Here is a 24561-nt window from a genome sequence, read left to right on the forward strand (position 1 = left end):
TGCTTCAGAAGATTGCGAATTTCTCGCGTAGCCCGGAGCCAAGTGCTCCGGGCATTTTCTTTCGCGCGATGATCTGAAAAGCAAAAGGCCCCAGCCGTCCGAAGACGGCCAGGGCTGACGCAACACCGATTTTGACGCCCAGACAGGGCTAATCCTAATTCTTCATCGACATATAGTTGATGATGGCGGGACCGAGGATGACGATAAAAAGCACCGGCAGGAAGAACACAATCATCGGCACGGTGAGTTTCGGCGGCAGCGCGGCAGCTTTTCGCTCAGCTTCCGACTGGCGGATTTCACGGTTCTCTTTCGCCATCGTCCGCAGCGCCTGACCGACCGGCGTACCGTAGCGCTCGGCCTGGACGAGGGCCGTCGTCACCGCCTTGACGCCCGGAAGTCCGGTGCGCTTGGCGAGATTGTCGTAGGCTTGGCGACGGTCTTGCAGGTAGGAGAGCTCGGCGGTCGTCAATGCCATTTCTTCGGCAAGCTCGAGAGATTGGTTGGCGACTTCCTTGCCGACCTTGGCAAACCCGGCTTCGACCGACATGCCTGACTGGACGCAGATCAAGAGCATGTCGAGCGCATCCGGCCACGCCTGCTTGATCGACATCTGCCGCTTCTGCACGCGGTTCGAGATGAACATGTTCGGCACGTAGAAGCCGAGAAACCCGGCACCCAACGCGATCAGCAAATTGACGGAAGCCGGATAGCCGCTGTCGTAGAGCACGAAGAGATAAAAGAGCGCCAGGAAGAAGATGATGATCGGCGCCGCCACGCGGAAGAACATGAAGGCGACGATGTTCGCCTGACCGCGCAAACCGGCGCGCTTCAGGTTTTCACGCAGCTCTTCGTTATCGAACCGTTCGCGCAGCTTCAGTTGATCAACCACCTGCTGCATGAAGCCTTTGGGCGTCGAACGCAGCCGGCTCGTGCCCTGCTGGCGCTCCTTGGAAGCCATTTCGGCAATTCGCGCCGAACGCATTTTACTGCGTTCGATGGCCATTTCCCGCATGCGGCGGTTCATCTGGTCACGCTGCAGCATGGGAAGAGCGACTGTCAGCACCGTCGCGAAAACGCACACCGCGGCGAGCGCCGTCGCGATGAATTGCGGGTTCATGATCGTTTCGACGAAGTCGGTCATCGCGCTATGCCGTGCTATCCGTGCCCGTTTCTAGAACTTGAAATTGATCATCTTCCGCATGATTAGAACGCCCGTCATCATCCAGAGCCCGCCGAACGCGACCAGGAAGTGACCGACGGTGGTCGTGAAAAGCGGTCGGAGGTAATCCGGTGAAGACAAATAGACCATTGTCATGACGCCCGGCGGAAGTGCCGCGAGCACCGCCGCGGATGCCTTTGCTTCGGCCGCCAGTGCCTTTACTTTCAGCGACAGACTGTGCCGGTCGCGTAGAACCGACGCGAGATTTGAGAGCGCTTCGGAAAGGTTGCCGCCCGCCTGCTGCTGGATGCTGATGACGATGGTCAGAAAGCGAACCTCGGGAAGCGGCATGCGATCGCACATGCGATCCAGGCCGTCGGCCAGCGAGACGCCAAGCTTCTGTTGATCGACCAGTTCCCGGAACTCACCGGCGAGCGGCTCCGGGCTTTCGCGCGCGATGATGTTCATGCACTCGTTGACCGGCAGGCCCGACTTGATGCCTCGCACGATGACATCTATGGCGTTCGCGAGATGGGAAAGAAACTTGTTTTGCCTGCGCGTCGTCATCTTGTTGAGAAACCAGCGCGGAAATCCGAAGCCGCCGACGAACGCGGCGACAAGACCCGCCATTGGTGGCCAGCCCATTGGGCCAACAGCTATGACCGCGAACAGCAAGCCCATCAAAGCGCTGATCACGTAGAAGTCGCGCGGCTTTCTCTTCGATCCAGCGCGGAGAAGGCGCAGGCTCATCGTGATCTTCTTGCTCGCCTTCTCGCGCGTCTCGATCTCTTTCAGCGTTTCCGCAACCGACTTCTTGCGGCTGCTCTGAATGTCGGCCGCTGCTTGCGCCCGGCGATCTCGCGTGCGCGCGGCGATCTCGACCCGCTTTTCCTTCTGCCGGTCGTCGGAAAAATAGGGATAGGCAACAGCGAACACGGCGCCGGCGAAAGCCAGCGCGATCAGAATTGGCGCGAGAAACCCGAGGTCGAGATCAGCCATTGCGATCTCCCAGTGGCGTTCCGTGCACGTCCTCGACTTCCGATTTGACGAGCGCGTCCGCCAACCTTCCCGTCTCGTTGTAGTATTCGGCACGTTCCCACAACCGGGGACGCACGATGCCGGTGGAACGATGGCGGCCGATCAGCTTCCCATGCGCGTCCTCGCCCGTGATTTCGTAGATGATCAGGTTTTGCAGCGTGATCGTCTCTTCTTCCATCCCGAGGACTTCGGTGATGTGCGTGATCTTGCGCGAGCCATCGCGCAGGCGCGACGCCTGGATGATGACGTCAACCGACCCGCAGATCATTTCGCGGATCGTTTTCACCGGCAGCGCGTAGCCGCCCTGCATGATCATCGATTCAAGTCGGCTCAGCGCCTCGCGCGGGCTGTTGGCGTGCAAGGTTCCCATCGAACCATCATGGCCGGTGTTCATAGCCTGAAGCAGATCGAACGCCTCAGGACCGCGGACTTCGCCGACGATGATCCGCTCGGGGCGCATACGAAGGCAGTTCTTGATGAGATCGCGCATGCGGATCTCGCCCTCGCCTTCGAGGTTGGGTGGCCGCGTTTCGAGCCTGACGACGTGCGGCTGCTGCAGCTGAAGTTCGGCGGAGTCTTCGCAAGTGATGATGCGTTCGTCGTGGTCGATCGAGCCCGTCAGGCAGTTGAGAAGCGTCGTCTTTCCCGAACCGGTGCCGCCTGAGATGATCACGTTGCAGCGGACACGCCCGATGACCTCCAAGATCGTCTTGGCTTCGGGCGTGATCGACCCGAATTTGACGAGCTGTTCGAGCTTCAAGCGGTCCTTCTTGAACTTTCGGATGGTGAGTGCCGGCCCATCGATTGCGAGCGGAGGCGCGATGACGTTGACGCGCGAACCGTCCGGCAAGCGCGCGTCGCAGATAGGACTGGATTCATCGACGCGCCGTCCGACCTGGCTGACGATACGCTGGCAGATATTCATCAGCTGCTGGTTGTCGGCGAAGCGCACGCCGGTCTTTTGAACCTTGCCGCCGACTTCGATGAAAGTCGTGGCGGCCCCGTTCACCATGATGTCGGCGATGTCGTCGCGCGCAAGAAGCGGCTCGAGCGGACCATAGCCCAGCACGTCGTTGCAAATGTCCTCGAGCAGTTCTTCCTGCTCCGAGATCGACATCACGACGTTCTTGATCTGGATGATCTCGCTGACGATGTCGCGAATTTCTTCACGCGCGGCGACGCTGTCGAGCTTGGAAAGTTGAGTGAGGTCGATAGTATCGATGAGTGCGTTGAAGACGGTCGTCTTCACGTCATAGTATTCTTCAGAATGCCGGCGCTGCGGCGCTTCCGCTACGGGTTCAGCGCGCTTTGGCGCCGGAGCTGCCGCCGGTACTGGCTGCGCTGGCGCACGGGTTTCGGGCGCCGGAGCGCTAGCAGCCTGCGGCTCGGGGGCACGCGGCGCCACGCGCCGGTCAGCTTGCGGTTCGTTCGAGCGTCTTCCAAACATTAGGCTGACGTCCTCAACGCTTGCGTTTCAGCTTCTCCAGGATCGGCGCGAGGGCCGACAGACGAGAGTTCTGCTTTTCGGACCGCGTATCTTTACGACGCGTTAGTTTCATCGCCACATCGTGAAACTTTTCGACCGCTTTCGCCTTGGCGTTGAATTCTTCCAGCATTTGCCCGTTGTTTGCCGCCTGGCTGAAGGCTTCGCTGTCGTGGTCGATGACGGCTAGAACCTTAAGATCGAGCGCCTGCTCGAACTCGCGCACGCTGATCTCCTGCCGCTTCGGCAAATTCGCCATGTTCAGGATCAGGTACGGCTTCACGTCGTTGCGGCGCGAGACTTTCATCAGATCGATGATGTTCTTCGCGTTTCTGAGGTTTGCAAGATCCGGAACGGCCGTAATGACGATCTCGTCGGCTTGCGCGAGAAGTCGCTTCGACCATTGCGACCAGCCATGCGGGAGATCGATGGCGACGAAGGGAACGTTCTGCCGCGCGACGTCGATAACGGTCTCGCATGCTTCCGGCGAGAAGTCGTAATCGCGATCGAGCACGACCGGCGCCGCGAAAATGGATAGATGCTCGGAGCACTTGGTCAGCAGACGATCGAGAAGCTGATCGTCCAGTCGCTCCGGGGCCGACAGGGCTTCGGCGATGCCCTGAACCGGATCCTGGTTGAAGTCTAGCCCCGTTGTTCCGAAGGCGAGGTCAAGATCAGCGATCGTGACGTTCGTCTTCAAGCTCTCCGACATGGTCCATGCCACGTTGTGGCAGATCGTCGAAGAACCGACGCCTCCCTTGGCGCCGATGAAGGCATACACCTGCCCGACGGGATCGGTTTCGGGATTGTTGTAGAGATTGGAAATGCACTCCATGAGGTCCATGGCCTCGACGGGTGCAACGAGATATTCGGCGACGCCGCGCTTGAGCAGTTCGCGATAAAGCATCACGTCGTTATGACGGCCGACCACGACGACTTTCGTGCCGACGTCGCAGCTCTCTGCGAGACGATCGAGATCCGATAGAAGTTCGCCGCCGCTAAGTTCGCTATCGACGATGATGAGGTTGGGCGTCGGGTTCTCTGAGTAGTGCGCGATCGCCGCGGCAATGCCGCCCATGTGCACGCTGACATGCGCCTTCGTCAGCCGCCGATCGACAGAAGCGTGCTGCAGGGCCTGAGCGATGCGAAGGTCGTCGCAAAACGCTTGTATCGAAATGCGCGGAATTGGCCGTGCGCGATCGCAAGGATGCAGCCCTTGGCCCGCCTCGTCCTCAAAATAGGGTTCCTCTAGCTCGGTAGCTTGCGTCGACATGGATCTACTCGTCTCCGAAGGCTCACTGATCTTCTACGGATTGGATGGTCTTAGCTTCCTTGGCCGCACCGAGCGTTTCACCCTTAACGTACTTGTTGTACATCGTGTCGCGGCGGTTCGAGTCGCGTGCCGTCATCGTGCGCGGCCCGAGGAGATCCGCGGGGTTCGCGACTTGAACGGCAAGATTGCGCTGAGCCGCGCATCCCATGTTGGGATAGGGCAGGTTCTGATAGGAGCGCGCCAGATTCTCCGACCAGTCGCCGCATTCGGGTGCCTGCGCGACATAGCGCATGTAGGACAGCCGGACGGGCGCATCGCGGCCCGATGCCTGGTAGGCCTCAACGGCGATCTTCGTTTCCGAGTAGCCGGTGTTGATCAACAGCTGCCGAATTTCATCGGCGGCTTGCATCGCCGAACCCTCGTTCGCCGATCCGCCAGGGGCGGAGATGACGATGCGGCTGTTGCCAGCGTCCGACGTCGAGCTGTGGCTTGCGAATTCCAATACGCGCGCCCGCTGCGGCGGCGTCAGCCCATCGGCGCTCGAAGGCACGCGAAGCGAAAGCGTTGCGGGCTGCTGCGAGACGAGGATCGGATGGCGTTGCTCGGGATCGGTCAAGGTCCAGCCGGCGACCTGACTTCCGTCCGCGCCGTCATGCTTGCAACCCGACGCCAGCGTCGAGAGAAGGGCGATTGCCACGAACTTCCCAAAGCCGAGCCCCGCTCTCGAGGGGACGCCAGCACTCGTGCTCTTGATCTGCATGACGCGTCTTGCCCCGATTATTCAACGATGAAACCGTAGTCGCCCTTGAGACCGCCGGACGGCATGCTGGGTCCTTTGCCGTAGATGCGGTTCAGGTGACCAAGAAAGTCCGCCTTGAGATCCGTCGCCGGCGCCAAACCGTCCGCCGGCGTCGCAAGCTGCTGACGCGACGTCGGTTGCACTACGTACGGCGTCACGATGACCACGAGTTCCGATTCCTGGTTTTGAAAATCGCGGCTGCGGAACAGCGTACCGAGAATCGGAATGTCTTTCGCGCCGGGCAAGCCGTCGATGTTCTGCTGCGTCTTCGTGCTGATCAAGCCGGCCAACGCCAGCGATCCGCCGGACGGCAGTTCGACGACCGTCTTCGCCTGCCTGGTGTCGAACACCGGATTGTTGGCGATGAACTGCGAGATATCGCTGACGCTCGTATCGATCTTGAGGCTGATGCGGCCTTCCGAAAGAACGACGGGCGTAAAGCTCAGCTGCACACCGAACTTCTTGAACGCGACCGAGCTGACGCCCGTCTGCGTATCGACGCCGGTGACGTAGGGCACCTCGCCGCCAGCCAGGAACTCCGCCGGCTCTCCCGAGATCGCGGTAAGGTTAGGCTCGGCGAGCGTGCGGATGAGACCATCGCGTTCAAGCGCGCGAATGGCTGTTTGCACCGTGTTGCCCCCGGTACCCCACTGAGAAGTCACGCCGCTGTTTTGGAACGTACCGCCCGCTCCTGAATTGACCGTGCAAAGCGCACCAAGCTTGCATCCCGCCGCCGTCGCTACGCCTATGCCGATCTGAGGTAGCTGACCCAACCCTTGCGATGTCGTTATGGGAAAAGCGTTTTCGGTCAAGATCTGCGTCGCAAAGCTGCCCGACTGCACCATCGCGCCGACGTTCACGCCAAGCTGCTTCAGCGCTGTGCGCTGAACCTCGGCGACCGTGACCTTGAGCATCACCTGCTCTTCGGCCTCCACCGAGAGCATGTTGATGACGTTTTCCTTGATCTGGTTGGTCTGGCTGTCGGCGACGGCAACGCCTTCCTTCGCGGTCACGGAGACCGACGTCAGCTGCTGGGAGATGAATTGGGTGGCGATGTCGCCCGCCCGCGTCGAGTCGATCGGGTTCTTCACCGTGCCCGTGAGGATCACGGTTTGATTGAGCATCTCGACCTTGATCCGCGCTCCCGTGATGATGCGGTTTAGCAGCGACTCAAGGCCGGCCGTCTCTCGCTCGACGTACATCTCCATCGTTGCGAACTGGCGCCCGTTGGTGTCGAAGAAAAAGGCGTTCGCTTCACCGATGCCGCCCTTGGAGAGCAGGAACACCCGGTTCGAACTCAGAACGACCGCATCGATGACGGCGGGATTCGAAACCATGACATCGCGAACGTCGCGCGGGAATTCCAACAGCACGGACTTGCCCAGACCGAGCTTGATGCTTTTGCGGATCGGCCCGCCGGTATCCTGGATCCGGATCAGCGATTGATGTTTGGTGGAATCGCCGTCATCGCCATAAACCTCATCCACCGATCGCTGCGGTTGTGCGGCCGCAGTCGAGATGAGTACGCCGATGCCCATAAGCAGCATGGTGGCGCGCACCATTGCTCGCCATGAGAAACTAGAATGACAGTGCATGAGGTCAATGCCCTATGACGACCACTGATAACGATGACTCAGTTCACGCCATACACACGCGACTTTGCGCCGTAACGGACAACACGCACGGAATTGTCTTTAACTTTGAAGTCGAGACCGCCGGCACGGGCCGGATCGGAAGTTAAGTCGGCAACGCTCCGCAGAGAGAGCGTGATGTCGCCCATCGAATTCGCGAGCGCCATCATCTCGGCCTGCCGCGGCGTCAACTCGAGCGTCGCCGTCGTGGCCGAAATGTCCGCAGCCTTCTTGCCTTCCTTGGTTTGGATCTGCTGCCCAATCGCCATAACCCGTACGTTGCGAAACAGCGTGTCGACGACGTTCTGATCATTGCCGGCGCGGTCGCGCACATGGCGAATGAGAATGACGTCGACGTGGTCGTTCGGAAGAATGAGGCTGCCAGCCGCCGTCTCGGAGCGGATCTTCGTCGAGATCGCGCGCATGCCTTGAGGCAGGATGGCCGCCAAGACCCCGCCTTGCCCGGCTTTGATGAGTTTGCTTTCGGTGATCGGTTCACCAGCCAGCATCGGCGCCCGCGCAATCGAGCCCGACAGCTTGTGCACTGTCTGTCCGCCGCCGTTATTCTTCGAGATATAGGCTGGAGATACGGCTTCTGTCGGCCACGCCATCCAACGGAAACTGCCCTCGTTGACGATATCGCCGACAGGGATATCGGTCGCGGCGACGAGCACGTCGGTGCTGTCGATCTTCTTCTCGACCGTGATGGGCTCCGGCGGGCGCACGAGAGCGCTCGCGACATAATACGCGAGGCCGGCAGCAACGATCGCCACCGAGAATCCGATGAGTTGAGCCCGCTTCATTTCGCCCGCATTCCAATGAGATCAATTGCGATCTTTGAACTGGACGATGCAGGCCAATCGTCAATTTGTAGTTAACTGCCGTCCCGTTGTGCGACTGGACGGGAGAAGAGTTGCACAGACAGTTAAGAAAAAATAAAGACGAATCGTCCGCCTACGCAGGAATCAGGACATCAGCGACAGGAAGAGGGTCGTGGCCGGGAACACCACAAGCGCCCCGGCTGCAATCGCAATTCCGTAGGGAATGGGCCCCTTATTCGCATGCAAGCGCTGCGCCCAGCCCGGCAAGGGCAGCGCGCCGGCAGGCACCCAGTTCCGGTAGCCCAGGATCAGCAGCGAGAGCGCGCCGCCGAACAGAGTTATAAAGAGAAGATAATCGATAATGTGATCCGGCCCCATCCAGACCGCGCCAGCCGCGATGAGCTTGGCATCGCCCCCGCCGAACAGGTTGAAGGCGAAGAGCGTGAAGGTAACAGCGAGAATTGCGAAGCCGACCGCCAGGTGCATCCCGAACAGTTCGAGCGGCATGCGCACCAGCATTGCAACGACAACGAAGCTGCAGACGAGCGCCAGCGGAATCCTGTTGGGGATCTTCATCGTGAAGAGGTCATTGGCGGCGGCAAAGGCCATCGCCACCGGAAAAACCATCAACGCCAAGGAGGCGATCATCGTCATGGGAAGTGATCCGAATTCGTGCCGCGCCGTTAGCTACTCTGCGCGCAGGCGGTAAAGGCTCGCCTAAGAGGTCCCAAGATCACGGAAACGCGGCGGCCACTTTATTGAAGAGGCCCTGGAGGGCGGTTGATACGCTCGAGAGACTGGCAATGATGGCGATGCACACCATGCTCGCGATGATTCCATATTCGATCGCGGTGGCGCCACTCTCATCGCGAATAAACGCCAGCATCATAGTTCTCACGACAGCCCCCTCGCTCTTGCTCACAAGCTGAGAATATGCACCGAAACTACTTAACAACGGGTGCTAGAACGATATTCGCGCCGAGCGAACAAAGAAAAAGCGCCCAGAGATCTCTCCCCGAGCGCTTTTTCTTGAACTGCATGCGCTCGAACTTACTTCGCGGTGTTCAGCGAATTCGAAACGTTATTGAAGGTCGTCTGCAGGCTGCCGCTGACTTGGGTCAGAGCAGCGATGATGCCGACGCTGACGATAGCGGCAATGAGGCCGTATTCGATTGCGGTGGCGCCAGACTCGTCATTCAGAAAACGAGAAAAGATGGTCATTCCAAACTCTCCCACTCAAAAGAGATTTATCCATTTACCCCGGGCTTGCACCCGGAACTCCGGAGTTGATTGAGCCGGAGCAGCGCTCCCTAATTTCCGAGCGGAAATTAAGTACACCGACGAGTTGGTTTCCCGGTCGCTATCGAGAAGAAGGCCCGAAGATCGTTCACCGAGCGTTTTTCCAGACGGCGTCCGGCGAAATTACTTCGCGGTGTTGAGCGAGTTAGAGACGTTGTTGAACGTCGTCTGCAAGCTGCCGCTGACCTTACCGAGGGCAGCGATGATGCCGACGCTGACGATAGCGGCGATGAGGCCGTATTCGATCGCGGTAGCACCCGACTCGTCCTTTACGAAACGAGAAAAGATGGTCATTCGAATTCTCCAACTCAAAACTTACGCTAATCCGATCCTTGTTCCCGTCAGGGTCTACGCCCCTTGGAAACTTCGCAGACAGTAAGCCCGAAAAATTAATCCCGAGTAAAATGCCCAGATCTCATCCCGTCAAAGTGTATTAATGCAAATTATCCATTTTAATCATTGAGACGTCATCAAGTATAAAATCAAAATACAGGTGAATACCAAGGTTAATATTATGCGAATTCACCAAAATCCGGGTCAAATCTAGAAATATTACTTCTATAATACTGTGAGCAACACGCCGCAGCGCAAGCAACTGCGCGCTTTAAGATCGCTACAACGCTTTTTTGGGCGGAGGAGCCAGTGCCGTGTACCTTGCGGACATTGCGAGTGGGTCGGGAGAATCTCTGCGTATACGGAGCAGATCCCTCGCTTTGTCCCCTTTGCAGGCTGCATTCGCTTATCGAGCAGAGACCTTTTCCCGCTTCCGGTGCATCGCCTCGGGACAGGCGTTTGCAGATCATTCACCATTTCCTGAGCTAATGGGCCGGCATAGAGCGATTCCGGATCTGCCAAGATGATGAGACCAGCCCACAACGCCGCCTTCTCCTACGAAAGGATGAGAGCGTTTGCGTTCATCGGCGCCCTGGCGCTTCTCGTCTCACCGGGAGAAGCCGCCGATTTGGTCGTTCGCTACGACCAATCGCAGCTCTTGCGTTTGCCTCGTCCCGCCTCCGAGATCATCGTCGGCAACCCTTCAATCGCCGATGTCGTCCTGCAGGACGGCAACCTTCTTGTGGTGACAGGCAAGACCTTCGGCATCACCAATGTCATTGCCCTGGATGCCCAACATAATGTCATCCAGGATCAGCGGGTCATGGTCGAACGCGATGATCGCCGGGTCGTCAATCTCCACAAAGGCAGCCTGCGCTTTACTTACGCCTGTACGCCGAACTGCGAACCGACACTGACGATCGGCGACGACCCCGATTTCTTCAAGACCGTGAAGCAGGCGAACTCCGACAAGATCGGCTTCTCGACCGGAACGTCGGACAAAGGCACAGCCTCTAACAACGCCCAGTAGCAGCCGAAGTCTCGGCCGCGTTTAACGCTTTCTAAACCGACGCAAAACAACGGTCTTTCAATAAATGCGCTTTTAATCTTCGAAATGTATCTCGAAGTGAGTGACCCATTTCGTCAGTAGCCGGAGCGAATAGTATGTCATCTGCGGAACTCGATATGGCCGTCCGGCGGCCGGGATCGAGATTGCCCCTTTGGCATCGCTTTGGTCGAGACGATCGCGGCGCGACTGCGATCGAGTTTGCTCTGGTCTCCATCCCGTTCTTCATCTTCTTGATGTGCTTCATTGGCTGCTCACTTTACTTTTTCATGGTGAGCTCGCTTGAGAAGGGCATGGATGACGCCAGCCGCCTCATCCGTACAGGTCAAGCCGTCGCGCAGGGTATGACCGTCGACCAGTTCCGCACCACCATCTGTCAGCAAGCCGGCGGGTGGTTCGATTGCACGAAGCTGCAAGTCTGGACGCAGCCCTACGACAACTGGTCAGACATCAGCAACAGTGGACTTTCCGATGTGCAATCCGACGGCGTGCACAATTGTCTCGGCACTAACGAAACGGTCCTCGGCAACGCAAACTATAGCAGCAAGATTGCTCAGCAGGCCGGTTCGGCGAGCGACGTCGTCATCGTGACGGTCTGCTACCCGTGGAGCTTCGCCTCGCAGATTCCGTTCATGCACTTCCAGACGATGCAGAGTGGTTCGATGATGCTGCAGTCGTCGACGGCGTTTCGCACCGAGCCACTTCCCGGAGCCGGTAGCTAGGATGGTCACGTCGCGCGCTACTTCGATGCTTTCTCGCGTGAGCCAACTTTGGACCGACACCAAGGGGGTCGCCGCGGTTGAATTCGCGTTGCTCGCCCCTCTCTTGCTGCTGATGACGTTCGGCACGATCGAGCTTTCGCGCGCGCTCATCATCCACAAGCGCTTTCAGCGCGCAGCGTCAATGGTCGGCGATCTCGTTACGCGGGAAGTCCAGTTGTGGCCGACCGCCGAGAATGACGATCCCAATGCTCCGGATCCCAAAGTCCCAGCGAATTATGCGCATTATCAAAACGAGTCCGTGCAGACCCTGAACGGGATGATGACGGCGGCTGCACACGCGATGCGCCCCTACACGACGTCGCCGCTCTCCATCACCGTCTATCAAGTTTGGGCCAATCCAACGAACGCAATCCAGACCAAGCTCGAGTGGCGCTATAGCTATAATTGGGCTAACGGAACTTTTCCGACGAGCTGCGGAAACGCCACCGCCATAACCAAAACGATCGATCAAAACGTTTTGCCGGGCGGTGGGCGTGCTGTTTTCGTCGAGGCGAGCTACACGTACACACCGCTCTTCGCAAACCTGCTGCCGCAATTCGTCCATCAAATGACGTGGACGGACACCATGGTGATGGCTCCGCGCGATGTGCCATCCGTTTTGTTTCGCCCGGGCCTCAACAACGGCGCCGACTGGAATGACAACGCGAACGTGAAAACGATTGTCTGCCCCAACGCATAAATATTCTTGATCGTGTGTTTTAAGTTTTCTATTCCCAAATCGTCATTGTACGGAAAAATAGACGCGCCGCGGTCCGTCTGACCTGAAAAAAATTCGCTCCGGTCGATGAGTGAAGCGCAACTTTAGTTCCTAAAAGTAAAGCGGAACGCCCGGTTTCAAACTCGGAGTTCAATATTTCCTTGTGCTGTAATAAACCATGGGTACAGTCAAAACTGCTAACTGAACAACATTGTTTTGGGTGGTGACAACCTATGGGACGGAGATCCGTTCACTCGCCGGAAGAACTGAGACAACTCATCCTGGATGCGTCTCAGACTATTGTAGAACGAAATGGAATTACTGGGCTTTCGGCTCGCGAAATTGCTCGCATGATCGGCTATTCGCCAGGCACTCTCTACAATATCTTCGAGAACCTCGACGATGTCCTGCTGACACTACAGGTCCAATTGATGGGCCGTACCGTCGAACATCTGAAACATGTTCCGCAAGGTTCGGACGGCGAGAAGAATATCGAAGACCTAGCCCAGGCTTACGTGGACTTCGCACTCGTCAATCGCCGGATGTGGAACCTCTTCCTCGCGCACAGCCTGCCGCCAGGCAAAACTGTCCCGGCGCCGTTTTTCGACTACACCACAACGCTGGCGCAGATCGTCAAGGATTCGCTGGCGCAAGTGGCTCCAAAATTGCCTACCGAGGACATCGATACGACGGCACGCGCTTTCCTTGCCGGACTGAACGGCATCTGCGCTTTGGCAGCCACGGAAAAAGGTGTCTACATCACTCCGGCCACGGCTCAGACGTATGCCAAGGAACTAACATCCACATTCCTCAAGGGCCTGCGCTGCCGTTCGGTTCACGCGACGGCGTAGCGGTTGGGACAGGCATAGGCGACGGCGTCGGCAACATGGCCGGTGACGTCGTTTTGCTGCCAGCCTCGGTTGGCGCAGGTGCATTCGGCGCGGCAGCGCCCGCAGTCGAATGGCCCGGAATCGATCCGGTCGTCATCGCGTTGTCGGCTTCCTGTCTGCGGGAAGCGAAATGCGGCGTCTCAACGAGTCCGAACCACTTGTCGGTCGGCAGCAGCCGCTGATGCAGACCCGACCACATATCATGCGAACTCAATCCCTGAACGAAGGTCGTCGTCTGCGGCGACAGCACGATGACGAGCGCCGTCGCGGCTGCCATTCCGATTGACGCGTAGATGTGACGCTTGTCGAAGAGCTTCAGCGCCGTGCCGAACGACGATTTGATGCGCGTATCCATGACGTCGACCGAGTAGATCTCGTCGAGCGTCAGATGCGTGATGTAGCCGACGAACATGAACGCGGCTGCGAGCCACGAGACGCCGTCAGGCTTATCCAGAAGATGGCGGAACACGATCGCCGTCGCGACCGAACAGAAAACGGCCGCCAGAATGGAATGCCAGATACCACGGTGGACTGACATCCGATGGAAGATCGTATGCAGCCCATAGCGCACCAGTAGCAACGTCCCGAGCCAGAGCAGCCACAGCTCGGCGATCGAAAACTTTGTCGCGGCGTTGAAGAGGACGGCGAACGACGCGAAAATCGCCAGTCCGGCGAACATCGCCCGGCTCGGACGGGAATCTTTGAGGTCGATATCGGGAAGCACGGAGCCCAGAGCGCCCGCGAGCGTTACCGCTACGAGATTCTGAGGCGCAACCACATCGGCGGCAAGCGTGAGCGTTGCCAGTGCGCCCGAAACGACGGTACCGATCGCGATGTGTGTGGTGAAATTTGCCATGGGCGCTCCAAAACCGCATTTCGGCTTCCACGCCGAATCGAAGAAGTCGCTGATCTTCTAATGCAGCATCAGATTCGCATTGCGGCGGCGAGGGACCGCCGGCGCACGCGTGTGGATAAGGACTGTTAGAGTTCTCGGAGCATGCTGCACCGTGTCGGTGGTGCCTGATGGAAGAATGTGCGACCTAGGCCGAACAGCCATTGAGCAAGATTGTTGTATGTCGACCAAAACCGATCAAAACAGCCTGACCACACGCGTCGCTGCCGCTAACATCGTTGTGGCGCTGGTGGTGATCACCCTGAAGTACGTTGCCTACGTCATGTCGGGGTCGATCGCGCTTTATTCCGACGCGCTGGAAAGCGTCGTCAACGTCATGACTGCGATCGCCGCCTACGGCGCCATCCGCCTCAGTGCCGTACCGCCCGACTCCGACCATCCCTTCGGTCACCATAAGGCTGAATTCCTGGCCGCGATGTTCGAGGGCGCCATGATCGCTGTCGCCGCTGTTCTCATCATGATCAAGGCCTATACCGGTCTGACCGAAGGCGTCACACTGGAGCATTCCACACTCGGCCTCACGATCAACGGTTTCGCGTCCGCCATCAACGCCGCTTGGGCGGCTGCAATGATCCGCTGGGGCACGGCTTGGAGATCTCCCGCGCTTGTCGCCGACGGCCAGCACCTTTTTACCGACGTCATTACCTCTGTCGGCGTCGTCATCGGCTTGATCTTCGCCGTAATCAGCGGCTGGAGCATCCTCGATCCGCTTATCGCGGCCGTCGTGGCCGTCAACATCCTGATGATGGGATACAAGATCGCCATCGATTCAATGTCACGCCTCATGGATCAGGCCGCTAGCCCCGATATGGAAGCCCGCATTCGCGGTGCGATCGAGGCAAATGGCATGGGCGCCTTGCAGGCCCACGACATCCGTACGCGTCAAGCCGGCCGTGCGCTCTTTATTGAATTCCATCTTGTCGTGCCGGGTTCGATGACCGTCGACGAGGCGCACGCCATTTGTGACCGCCTCGAAGATTCGATCGAAACAAACATCGAAGGCTCGGAAGTGGTCATCCACGTCGAGCCCGACCATAAGGCCAAGCCGGAGGACTCCGGCGCGGTACCGCTCTGATGCAATGCCGTCCTCAGCTCGTCAGCAGGACGAGCATCGAGGATCAGGCCGGCCGCTCCGCCCATAGGTCGTATTCGTCGGCTGCGATTACCTTCGCCTGAACGATATCGCCGGGCTGCACGGCTGTTTCGCCGTTGAGAAACACGTTGCCATCGATTTCTGGCGCATCCCATTTCGATCGCCCGATCGCGCCATCTTCATCGACTTCATCGATGATGACATCGATCGTCGCGTCGACGCGGCTGCCGAGGAGTCCAGCGCTGACGTCTTTCTGCGCTTCCATGAAGCGATGCCAGCGCTCTTCTTTCACCTCTTCCGGCACGGCGCCTTCGAGAGCGTTCGCCGTCGCCCCCTCGACCGCCTCGTACTTGAAACATCCCGCCCGATTGATCTTCGCTTCCTTCAACCATGCGAGCAGGAACTGAAAATCTTCTTCGGTCTCTCCCGGAAAGCCGACGATGAACGTCGAGCGAATAGCGAGATCCGGACAGACATCCCGCCACCGCCTGATGCGCTCGGCAGTTTTCTCCTGCGATGCCGGACGTCGCATCGCCTTCAGCACCCGCGGGGAAGCATGCTGAAACGGAATGTCCAGATAGGGAAGGATTTTGCCCTCCGCCATCAGCGGAATGACCTCGTCGACGTGGGGATACGGATACACGTAGTGCATCCTCACCCACGCGCCGAGGTCGCCAAGCGCGCGCGATAGATCAAGGAAGCGGGCCTTGAGCTGGGCGCCCTTCCACGCGCTCTCCGCGTACTTGAGATCGAGACCATAGGCACTCGTATCCTGGCTGATGACGAGCAATTCCTTTACGCCAGCAGCGACGAGCCGCTCCGCTTCCGTCATCACGTGATTGGCCGGACGGCTGGCCAGATCGCCGCGCAACGACGGAATGATACAAAACGTGCAGCGGTTGTTGCAGCCTTCCGAAATCTTCAGATACGCGTAATGGCGCGGCGTCAGCCGCAGGCCCTCGGGCGGAACCAGATCGATGTAGGGGTCGTGAAGCGGCGGCACGGCATCGTGGACAGCTTCGACCACCTGTTCGTATTGATGGGGGCCCGTTACGGCCAGCACGCCCGGATGCGCCTCCCGGATCCGGCCTTCCTCGACGCCGAAGCAGCCCGTCACGATGACACGGCCGTTGCCGTTCATCGCTTCGCCGATGGCATCCAAGCTTTCCTGCTTTGCAGAATCGAGAAATCCGCAGGTGTTTACGACGACCACGTCGGCGCCCGAATACTCGCGCGCGATCGCATAGCCTTCGGAGCGAAGCTTGGTAATGATGCGCTCGCTGTCGACCAGAGCTTTGGGACAGCCAAGGGATACGAACCCGACCTTCGGCGCACGCGCGGACGCTGTGCTGGCGCCCTGCGCCAGCCGCCGAACCTTTGCACTTGTCTTAGCCTTGATCTTGACTGCGGGTCTCGCCATCTTCGGCCTTCTAGCTTCGGACCTGCCGAAGCGCAATCGCGACACTGTGGCAGCCAGCAAAGACAAAGCCGTGACCGATCTCCAAGCCACCGAACCGCTTGAAAAATCCGACGCTCCGATAACCAATCCTCGCGCCGCCGCCCGCGCTTGGCTGGAGGCCGGACGCCCGGTTGCTATGGCGACCGTGATCGACACCTGGGGGTCAGCTACGGTCCGGACCGGCGGGCAGATGGCCATCGCTGACGTCGAGGAGTTCCAGGGCTCGGTCTCAGGCGGCTGCGTCGAGGCCGACGTTATCGCTGCCGCCATCGACGTGATCGACACCGGCAAACCCGAAATCCTGAGCTTCGGGATTGCGGATGAGACGGCCTGGCGCGCAGGCCTCGCTTGTGGCGGCAAGATCCGCGTCCACATCGCCAAACTCGATCCTCAGTCCGACCTCACGTTCCTCGACGAGCTCGATAAGGCGGCCGCTGCCCGCAAGCCCATCGTCGTCACGACCCGGCTTGCCGACGGTCATCGAGAAATCCACGACGGAACGGCGTCGGTCGATCCGGTCATCACCGAAGCGGTCCGACGCGCACAGAGCGGCGTCGACAAGGATGGCCAGAATTTCGTCCATGCCCTGACGCCGCCCCCCCGCATCGTCATCGTCGGCGCAACCCATATCGGTCAGCATCTGGCGACGATGGCGACCGCATCCGGCTACGACGTGAAGGTGATCGACCCGCGCACCGCCTTCGCCAATCCGACGCGCTTCAACCCATCTCAACTCATCGCCGGATGGCCGGAGGAATGCTTCAAGAAACTTACCGCCGATCCTTTCTCCGCAGTCGTCACCCTGACGCACGTCGATCACATCGACGATGAGGCACTGACGATCGCGTTGAAATCGCCATGTCGCTACATTGGCTCTCTGGGCTCGCGCCGGACGCACGCAAAACGTGTTGAACGCTTGAAGGCAGCAGGCTTCACCGACGCGGATATCGCTCGCATTCACGCGCCTGTCGGCATGCCCATAGAAGCCGTGACGGCCGGAGAGATCGCCACATCTATCCTGGCGCAAATCATTGCAGCGTTCCGAAAGGAACCAGCAGCAGCGTGAAGGTCTCCGCCGCCATCCTCGCAGCCGGCAGTTCCTCCCGCTTTGAGGATGGACATAAACTACTGGCCGAAATCGACGGCAAGCCGATCGTGCGCATCGTGTGCAAAGCGCTGGCGGCATCGGACGCCAGTGAAATCCTTCTTGTCACGTCAGAAGCCGACGGCCCCGTTGCGAAGGCGGCAGGAAATGGGCGCTGGCGCATCGTCGAAAACCAGACCGCATACGACGGCCTATCGACGTCCTTGCGCATTGCAGTTCAGAATATCGCGGCGGATGCCGACGGCCTGCTCGTCGCGCTCGCGGATATGCCCGGCATCACGACACCGCTGGTCGACGCTGTCATTTCGGCCTTCGCCGAAAGCCGCAGCTCGATCGTTTTTCCCGTCTCCACCGATGGCCGCCGTGGCCATCCCATCCTCTGGCCAAAATCGCTCTTTGCCGATCTCATTAATGTTTCAGGAGACACGGGCGGCAAAGCGATCCTCGCCGAGCACCGCAGTCTTTGGCGTCCGATCGCATGCGCAAGCGATGGCGCGTTCGCCGATATCGACACGCGCACGGATTTGGCAGCATTCCGTGCAGGAAGTCAGGAAACCCGACGCAAGTGATTGTCGAATGCTATGTCCTGGAGGGCTTGCTCTGAAATGACGCTCGCGCGAGCCGTCTCATAGCGGATGATGCCAAAGCCGGACGATGCCGCGAAATCCGTCTCGCCCTCCGGCGCCAATCCGCACACGTCCTTCAAATCACTGATGCCCACGACCTTCGACGTTTGCGTATCGACATAGACGACGTGCCCGGCCTTCGGCGCGCTCGCAGCGATGAAGCGGCCATCGTTGCTCGCAGCCATCGCACCGATGTAGCCCTTAAGATCGTCACCGCCTTTGGCGAACGGCTCGATCAGCTTCAAGCGCCGGTCGATGCCGACGCTACCAACGATCTGCGGAGGCGTTTCGCTTGGGCTTCCCTCCCACTGGCCGCCGAACCAAACGACGCCATGTGCGTCCTGGGTGACATGCCGGAGCGAGAGAGACTGAAGAGCGCCAGACATCTCGTGCTTCGCGATAAGGTTTCCGCTTTCGGCGCCGACGAAAGCCAGCGATGGTTGCATCGTCTCGGTATTTAAGTTCTCGCGTCCAGCTTCCGGCGTCGTATCGAGCCCACCATTGCCCGCGGCGATCGTCTTGCCGTCGGCCAGAAGCATGATCTCGTGCGGTCCCATGCCGAACGTCGAGTGCTCGCCGATCTTCTTGAAATTGCGTCCGACATCGTAAATGCCGATCACGCCCATTCCGGTCGCAATGTCGTTCTCGGAGGCGTAGAGCAGGCGTCCATCCCGCGAGAATGTCCCATGACCGAAGTAATGGCGACCTTCGCCCGGCGTGAACACCTGCGGAGCACTCTCCCTGTTCATCTCGAATGCGACAGCAAACGCGCCCGGCCGTCGCGCGAATACGACAACGCGACCTGAGCGCGGGTTGATAGCGATGTCGTGTCCGCGCGCAGATAGGGGCACTTCGCGAAGGATCTTGCCTCCTGAGTTAAGCAGGAGAATGCCGTAAGAACCGTTCGCCAGCCGCGCCGCAGTAACATAGGCCACATCGCTGCCGGCGCCGAGCGACACGGTTGAGCGGAGAGACGTTGCGCCTACAAACGCCAGCGTGCCCAAAAGCAGATGTCTACGGTCAATCGCCATCAAGCTCATTGAATCCCACCGTAAGTTTGGCCGCGACGGAAAGCCTGTTCGCGATCATATTGCGCAAGCCGTTCATGCGATCGAAAAGCTCACGCGGCGTCGCGGGGTCCTCGCGCTTGGCATGATCCGCAGAGCCGCCATAGCCATCGCTCGACTCGAGCGTCCGCCACGTCCCCGAAACCCAATCCTTCATCCAAAGCCGGTCGGGAGGCAGCCAAGTCTCTAACGAGAGCGTATCGTAGAGTTGATGCAGCGATCCGACGCTCGCCGCATAGTACGGCTTCTGCAATCCTGACTTCTGATACGGCGGCGCGAGTTTGACCTTTGGATCAACTTGCGGCTTCACCTGCAGATCCGACGTCAGCGATACGCCCACGATCAGCGCCTTGACGATCTCCACAGCGGATTCGCTCGCGCTCTTGTAGGTATCGTTGCTCGGGCCGGGATTAAGAAGCTTGTCCGCCCAGCCCCCTGGCTTTTCCCAACCGTCAGCAACTTCCGTCGTAAGTCGAACGATATTCGCCGCAATCGCACGCGCGACCACGCAGCGATAGCGCGCGGTTTCGCCGGGACCGAGAGGCGCGTCCTGGTCGTGCATGAGCGTTTCAAGCGCTGGAAGCCCCTGCACCGCAGCGCTTTGCTTGCCGAGCGCGCCCGGCTCCGCAATTTTATCGTCCTTGCTCAGCAGCAGAAGGCGCAGCTGACGGCCGACGAATCCCCGTGGATCGGGCCAAAACGAGATCTGCTCCCGGCGCCCCTGCTCGAGCATCGGACCAAAGCGCAGAAAATCGACGCCCGCATAGGCAAGCACCACTTTATCGAATTGATCTTGGAGCGCCTTCGAGGCCGCCGGCGACCCGGTGGTGCAAACGGCGTTTACCGCAGCGGGCAATTGAGCGGCCGAAACCTTGAGCGCATCGACGTGTGGAATGATGTACTTCTCAATCGATGCCTTCACCATCGCCGCGTGGCTGACGGGTTCCGGCGGCGGTAGATCGGCGCTGGCTGCGTGAGCAGCAAATCCCACAGCGGCGAACAACGCTGAAATGACCTTCCGAACTGACATCATAGTCCATTCACATATTCGACCAGCCGCTTCCTGTCGTCGGCCGTCAAGGCCTCGAAAAGAATACGGCTGTGCTCAGCCTCGCCGCCATGCCGCTCGACGGCCTGTTCGACACTCTCCGCCGAGCCGTCATGAAGATAGCGTCGGGCATCGCGGTTGATATTGATGCCAATCAGCGGCGCGGTTCGCCATTCGGAGGATCGGACCCCCGGCTCACCCACGCCGTCGTCAAGCCCAGGACCCATATCGTGAAGGAGCAGGTCGGTGAACGCGGCAATTTCCCGGCCATCCTTCGTCTTTAGAGTTGGCGCATGGCATGCCGCGCACCCGGCGCCGGCAAATAGGTCGGAAGCTTGAGCGGGCCCTGAACGCAATGTCTTTAGGAAGCTCGCGACGACACCGATCATCGCGGACGAAAGCTCGCGGCCCTCAAAGTGAGGACTTTCTCCGTTGGGCAGGGCCAGGCACGCCGCTTCTTTCGCCGTGCAGTCGCCGTAGGGCAGGGGAAAGTCTGGACTTGAGAGGCCGATATCGAACGCAAAAGCGTGGCCTACCTGCTCGCGCAGCGAAACGTGCGATGCTTTCCAGCCGTAACGTCCTATGCCCCGGTCGGTGACATTCGCGCGTCCTCTGACGGGTCCACCAGCCCGGGCGTTGGCGACGACACGCTCGATGATGTTCACATCGGCAACGTCCTCGAAGGCCGCTTTCCCAACCAACGGCGGCGCAAGCCGAACTCCCGCGCGAACCCCCTCGCCCAGCTCGGGTCCATTGAGGTTGTATTGGAGTTTCGGGAGATAGCGCGCCGTGCCCTCAGGCTCGAGCCCGGGCACCGCATTCGTCTGCAGCTCAAGTCCATAATACGGGTCCGTCGCGCCGTCCTTCGCGCCAAAGCGCACGACGGCGCCGACGATGTCGTCAGTCCCGTCCTCCCGCTTCACCACGTGAGCCCCAGCGCCTTTTGCATGACAGCCGGCGCACGACCTCGAAACGAAAAGCGGGCCGAGCCCGTCCGTGCCGTTCGTTGACGAAGGCGCCGGGATCCATTGCCGGTCGAACAGGGCTTTGCCGAGCGCCGCGTCGAGCGGATCAGCGCCGACGCTCTTCGAGAAGATGGCGGCTAACATCACCAATACGATCGATGCCCGGGCGAGCATTCTCACACGACCTCGATGTAACCCATCATGCCGGCTTCCTGGTGCTCCAGGATGTGGCAATGAAACATCCACTTGCCGGGTTCTCCGGCCACTAGTCCGACTTGAATGCGCTCATTTGGAATGAGGAGAATGGTGTCGCAGCGAAAACGTGGCAGATCGCGCTTGCTCGAATTCAAAACCTCGAACGTGTGTCCGTGAATATGAATGGGATGCGCGCGCGGTGTCGTGTTGTTGAGTTCGAAGATATAGCTTTGACCGGCTTTTAGCACCGCAAGAGGCGGCCCGAGATCCCGATGATCGCGTCCCGGCCAAGCCTGCTTGTTGATGGCCCAGAAGGTACGCTTGGCAAGACACAGCGGGCCGATCTCAATACCAGGTCCGGCGCCGATTGCTGCCACTGCCGCGCCGGTCGGCGTCGCGGAAAACTCGAACGGAATGAGCTGCGCGTTCGCTTCGTCAAGCTTCGCGAATGGCATGACCTTGAGCGGCGTCGGTACGAATGCATCCGTGCGCTTGGGCGGGCCTTCCGATTTGAATTCAGCGAGCACGAACGGCTCCGCCGAAAAGTAATCGTAGAGCTTGATCGAACCTCCCGGTGCTGCCGTCCGCAGCAGGATGTCCACGCGCATCGCCGTTCCAAGCCGCCAGGATTCGAGCGGCATCGGCGGCACGCCGTTTCCGTCGAGCGCGATGATGGCGGCCTGCGCGTCTTCGAACCCGATTTCCGAAATGCGCATGGGATCGAGGTTGTAGAAGCGAATGCGAACGTTCGCCGCCGACGGGACGGATATGACAGGCGACGTCGCGCCATTGACCGAGCGGACGGTTCCGGCTGTTCCGCTCTTGGCAGCGCCTTCGTCGGTGGAAAACGGAAGGAATTTGCCGTCGGGGCCGATGCGCCAGTCCTTCATCATCAGAACGATTTCGCCGTCGGCAGGAGTGATCTCGTCACCCTCGACGATGAGCGTTCCCATCAGCCCGCGGCCAAAGTGTTCGACCGAATTGCAGTGCGTGTGAAAAAAGAACGAGCCGGTGTCCGGCGGCACGAATGAGTAGCGCCCCTCACCGCCAGGCGGGATAGGCTGCTGAGTCATGTACGGCACGCCATCCTGAGTATTGGGAATTCGCAGCCCGTGCCAATGAATGGAGGCGACTTCGCCCTCGCGCGGCAGGTTGTTCCGAAAAACGGTATCCAGACGTTCGCCGAGCTTCACGCGCACGATCGGAAACGTCGTCGCGAGCTCGAACGTCCATAGCGGCAGCGTCCGGCCGTTGAAGCACGGCAACGATGTTGGTCTCTCGGCAAGATCGAATGCGATCGACTTTACGCCGTGAGCAATGGGCTCGGCGATCACCTCGCGGGCTGCAACGGGCCGGCCGACGGACAGAAAGCCCGCGCCCGCGCTTCCCGCGAACGCCGCGGCCCCGAACATGAGGTCGCGGCGTGTTACCATCGAGATAGCTCGTCGGCACGAAGCGATATCGTCAGAGACGAGCCGCAATTACTTCTTGGTCGCGACCTTATCGGGATCATCGAGACTGTCGGAGCCTTCAATCTTGACCTTGAGGTTCAAAGCGGCGACGACCGCTTCAATCGCCCGCGCCTGTGCCACAAGGGCGTCGACCGCATCAAGCACCAACTTGTTGCCTGCCTCGTTTCCGGCCGCCAGCATCTGGTCGTAAGCCATTTCGCCTGAATCGGCCTTGGCTTTGATCGCCTTGACCTTCTCGAGCGTATTGGCCATCGCGTCGTCGACACGCTTGGCGGCATCTGGCGCCTTCTCGCGTGCGAGTGCGGCGATGCTGGGGCCGCTGACCGCCGTGGGGCCGTCGTATTTGCCGTTCCAGATCTCCATCATGCCGACCTGGTCGTAATAATGGCTGTTGTGCGTGTTGTCCGAGAAGCAATCGTGCTCTTCTTCAGGATCGTGCAGAAGCACACCAAGCTTCATGCGCTCGCCGGCAAGTTCGCCGTATGACAGCGAGCCGAGGCCCGTCAGAATGGTCGAGAGCTGGGCGCTGTCATCGCCGGCAGCCAGCGCCTTGCGAGCCTTGCCGTCCGGCTTCCAATCACCGGCCATCTCTTCGAGATCATCGACCAAAAGACCCGACGCAGCCTTCAGGTAGTCGCGCCGACGATCGCAGTTTTCGTGCGTGCAATTTTTCAGATCGTAGTCGCTGGCCGGACGCTCGCCCGCACCGGGTCCCGTTCCGTGCAGATCTTGCCCCCACAGCAGGAACTCGATCGCGTGATATCCCGTGCCGACGTTCGCTTCGACGTCGAGCGCGCTGTTGAGCTTGGCGATGACCTTCTTGTCGATCTTGCTTGCGTCGAGCATCTTCGGCCCGAGGCGGATCTTCTTGTGCGCAATGATATTCGCGGTGTAGAGGGGATTTTCTTCCTTCGAGTCGCCGTAGCTCGCCTTATCGACGTAATCGATCAAGCCTTCGTCGAGCGGCCAGGAGTTCACCTCTCCCTCCCAATCATCGACGACCTTATTACCGAAACGGAAGCCTTCGGTCTGCATGTAGGGAACACGCGAAGCTTTCCAGGCGTCGCGGGCCGCCGCGAGCGTCTCCGTGCTTGGTGCCGCAAGGAAGGCATCAATCGACTTGTCGAGGTCCTTGGCCTTGGCGAGGGCGTCGGAGTACATCGCCTCCGCCATGTCGCCGTAATTCTTCATGATGTCCTTGGTCGCCGGCGGAGCCGCCATCACTGGATTGGCCGCGGCGCTCGTCGCCAGCGCCGCCAAAAACACGAGTTGAACAGCGCGCCGGCGCGCGGGTGAAAGTTTCGACATTCTGCCTCTCCGTGACGATGACCATTAGGCATCCGCAAG

Annotated in this window: 25 protein-coding genes; 7 read left to right on the forward strand and 18 right to left on the reverse strand. The window is 59.7% G+C overall.

Annotated elements, in window-relative coordinates:
* Positions 1-154: 154 nt before the first annotated feature.
* From EKK30_RS04665 to EKK30_RS04715, 11 genes are all read right to left on the reverse strand, one after another.
* The gene (locus tag EKK30_RS04665; RefSeq protein WP_290980989.1) at positions 155-1141 is read right to left on the reverse strand and encodes a type II secretion system F family protein; all 987 of its coding nucleotides are present in this window, start codon (positions 1139-1141) and stop codon (positions 155-157) included.
* Between the two features lie 30 nt (positions 1142-1171).
* The gene (locus EKK30_RS04670) at positions 1172-2158 is read right to left on the reverse strand and encodes a type II secretion system F family protein (RefSeq protein ID WP_290980992.1); all 987 of its coding nucleotides are present in this window, start codon (positions 2156-2158) and stop codon (positions 1172-1174) included.
* Positions 2151-3644: a CpaF family protein gene (locus EKK30_RS04675; RefSeq protein ID WP_290980995.1), complete on the reverse strand. Its 1494-nt coding sequence runs from the start codon at positions 3642-3644 to the stop codon at positions 2151-2153. The genes EKK30_RS04670 and EKK30_RS04675 overlap by 8 nt, the downstream gene beginning before the upstream one ends.
* A gap of 13 nt (positions 3645-3657) precedes the next feature.
* Positions 3658-4953 carry a CtpF protein gene (locus EKK30_RS04680; RefSeq protein WP_290980998.1) on the reverse strand — a complete coding sequence of 432 codons (1296 nt, stop codon included), beginning with the start codon at positions 4951-4953 and terminating at the stop codon, positions 3658-3660.
* Between the two features lie 22 nt (positions 4954-4975).
* Complete coding sequence (locus EKK30_RS04685; protein ID WP_290981000.1) at positions 4976-5713, reverse strand: CpaD family pilus assembly protein; 738 nt, start codon at positions 5711-5713, stop codon at positions 4976-4978.
* Positions 5714-5730: 17 nt separating this feature from the next.
* Positions 5731-7314 carry a type II and III secretion system protein family protein gene (locus EKK30_RS04690; protein ID WP_290981003.1) on the reverse strand — a complete coding sequence of 528 codons (1584 nt, stop codon included), beginning with the start codon at positions 7312-7314 and terminating at the stop codon, positions 5731-5733.
* Positions 7315-7385: 71 nt separating this feature from the next.
* Positions 7386-8186: a Flp pilus assembly protein CpaB gene (gene cpaB / locus EKK30_RS04695; RefSeq protein WP_290981006.1), complete on the reverse strand. Its 801-nt coding sequence runs from the start codon at positions 8184-8186 to the stop codon at positions 7386-7388.
* A gap of 162 nt (positions 8187-8348) precedes the next feature.
* A complete protein-coding gene (locus tag EKK30_RS04700; protein ID WP_290981009.1) occupies positions 8349-8858 on the reverse strand; it encodes a prepilin peptidase in 510 nt (169 codons plus the stop codon).
* Between the two features lie 79 nt (positions 8859-8937).
* Positions 8938-9093 (reverse strand): Flp family type IVb pilin, encoded by a 156-nt coding sequence (locus EKK30_RS04705; protein WP_366927321.1) that lies wholly within the window; start codon positions 9091-9093, stop codon positions 8938-8940.
* A gap of 161 nt (positions 9094-9254) precedes the next feature.
* The gene (locus tag EKK30_RS04710; RefSeq protein ID WP_290981014.1) at positions 9255-9425 is read right to left on the reverse strand and encodes a Flp family type IVb pilin; all 171 of its coding nucleotides are present in this window, start codon (positions 9423-9425) and stop codon (positions 9255-9257) included.
* A 201-nt stretch (positions 9426-9626) separates the two neighbouring features.
* The gene (locus EKK30_RS04715) at positions 9627-9797 is read right to left on the reverse strand and encodes a Flp family type IVb pilin (protein WP_290981017.1); all 171 of its coding nucleotides are present in this window, start codon (positions 9795-9797) and stop codon (positions 9627-9629) included.
* A 562-nt stretch (positions 9798-10359) separates the two neighbouring features.
* On the opposite strand from EKK30_RS04715, the gene EKK30_RS04720 reads away from it, so the two are divergent.
* From EKK30_RS04720 to EKK30_RS04735, 4 genes are all read left to right on the forward strand, one after another.
* Positions 10360-10866: a pilus assembly protein N-terminal domain-containing protein gene (locus EKK30_RS04720; RefSeq protein ID WP_290981020.1), complete on the forward strand. Its 507-nt coding sequence runs from the start codon at positions 10360-10362 to the stop codon at positions 10864-10866.
* A 134-nt stretch (positions 10867-11000) separates the two neighbouring features.
* Positions 11001-11624 carry a TadE/TadG family type IV pilus assembly protein gene (locus EKK30_RS04725; RefSeq protein ID WP_290981022.1) on the forward strand — a complete coding sequence of 208 codons (624 nt, stop codon included), beginning with the start codon at positions 11001-11003 and terminating at the stop codon, positions 11622-11624.
* A 37-nt stretch (positions 11625-11661) separates the two neighbouring features.
* A complete protein-coding gene (locus tag EKK30_RS04730; protein WP_290981025.1) occupies positions 11662-12363 on the forward strand; it encodes a TadE/TadG family type IV pilus assembly protein in 702 nt (233 codons plus the stop codon).
* A 251-nt stretch (positions 12364-12614) separates the two neighbouring features.
* Positions 12615-13232, forward strand: coding sequence for a TetR/AcrR family transcriptional regulator (locus EKK30_RS04735; RefSeq protein ID WP_290981028.1), 618 nt, complete (start codon positions 12615-12617; stop codon positions 13230-13232).
* Here the strand turns inward: EKK30_RS04735 and EKK30_RS04740 are convergent.
* Positions 13192-14127: a metal-dependent hydrolase gene (locus EKK30_RS04740; protein ID WP_290981031.1), complete on the reverse strand. Its 936-nt coding sequence runs from the start codon at positions 14125-14127 to the stop codon at positions 13192-13194. The genes EKK30_RS04735 and EKK30_RS04740 overlap by 41 nt on opposite strands.
* Positions 14128-14344: 217 nt before the next feature.
* Between EKK30_RS04740 and EKK30_RS04745 the strand changes: the two genes are divergently transcribed.
* Positions 14345-15259: a cation diffusion facilitator family transporter gene (locus tag EKK30_RS04745; RefSeq protein WP_290981034.1), complete on the forward strand. Its 915-nt coding sequence runs from the start codon at positions 14345-14347 to the stop codon at positions 15257-15259.
* A gap of 43 nt (positions 15260-15302) precedes the next feature.
* Here the strand turns inward: EKK30_RS04745 and rimO are convergent, their stop codons facing one another.
* A complete protein-coding gene (gene rimO, locus EKK30_RS04750) occupies positions 15303-16697 on the reverse strand; it encodes a 30S ribosomal protein S12 methylthiotransferase RimO (RefSeq protein ID WP_290981037.1) in 1395 nt (464 codons plus the stop codon).
* A 70-nt stretch (positions 16698-16767) separates the two neighbouring features.
* Here rimO and EKK30_RS04755 point away from each other — a divergent pair, with 70 nt between their 5' ends.
* Both EKK30_RS04755 and EKK30_RS04760 read left to right on the forward strand, forming a co-directional pair.
* A complete protein-coding gene (locus tag EKK30_RS04755; RefSeq protein WP_290981039.1) occupies positions 16768-17802 on the forward strand; it encodes an XdhC family protein in 1035 nt (344 codons plus the stop codon).
* Positions 17799-18410 carry a nucleotidyltransferase family protein gene (locus EKK30_RS04760; protein ID WP_290981042.1) on the forward strand — a complete coding sequence of 204 codons (612 nt, stop codon included), beginning with the start codon at positions 17799-17801 and terminating at the stop codon, positions 18408-18410. The genes EKK30_RS04755 and EKK30_RS04760 overlap by 4 nt, the downstream gene beginning before the upstream one ends.
* On the opposite strand, the gene EKK30_RS04765 is transcribed toward EKK30_RS04760, so the two are convergent.
* The 5 genes from EKK30_RS04765 to EKK30_RS04785 are packed head-to-tail and all read right to left on the reverse strand — an operon-like array spanning position 18389 to position 24522.
* Positions 18389-19507 carry a DUF1513 domain-containing protein gene (locus EKK30_RS04765; RefSeq protein ID WP_290981045.1) on the reverse strand — a complete coding sequence of 373 codons (1119 nt, stop codon included), beginning with the start codon at positions 19505-19507 and terminating at the stop codon, positions 18389-18391. The genes EKK30_RS04760 and EKK30_RS04765 overlap by 22 nt on opposite strands.
* Complete coding sequence (locus tag EKK30_RS04770; protein WP_290981048.1) at positions 19488-20567, reverse strand: imelysin family protein; 1080 nt, start codon at positions 20565-20567, stop codon at positions 19488-19490. Before EKK30_RS04770 ends, EKK30_RS04765 begins: the two co-directional genes overlap by 20 nt.
* Positions 20564-21721, reverse strand: a complete 1158-nt coding sequence (locus EKK30_RS04775) for a di-heme oxidoredictase family protein (protein WP_290981051.1) — start codon at positions 21719-21721, stop codon at positions 20564-20566. The genes EKK30_RS04770 and EKK30_RS04775 overlap by 4 nt, the downstream gene beginning before the upstream one ends.
* 2 nt (positions 21722-21723) lie before the next feature.
* Entirely contained in the window at positions 21724-23175 is a 1452-nt protein-coding gene (locus tag EKK30_RS04780; protein WP_290981053.1) for a multicopper oxidase family protein, read from the reverse strand.
* 48 nt (positions 23176-23223) lie between these two features.
* Positions 23224-24522, reverse strand: a complete 1299-nt coding sequence (locus tag EKK30_RS04785) for an imelysin family protein (protein WP_290981056.1) — start codon at positions 24520-24522, stop codon at positions 23224-23226.
* Between the last annotated feature and the right edge of the window lie 39 nt (positions 24523-24561).

The organism is Hyphomicrobium sp., assembly GCF_003987855.1.
Taxonomy (GTDB): domain Bacteria; phylum Pseudomonadota; class Alphaproteobacteria; order Rhizobiales; family Hyphomicrobiaceae; genus Hyphomicrobium_B.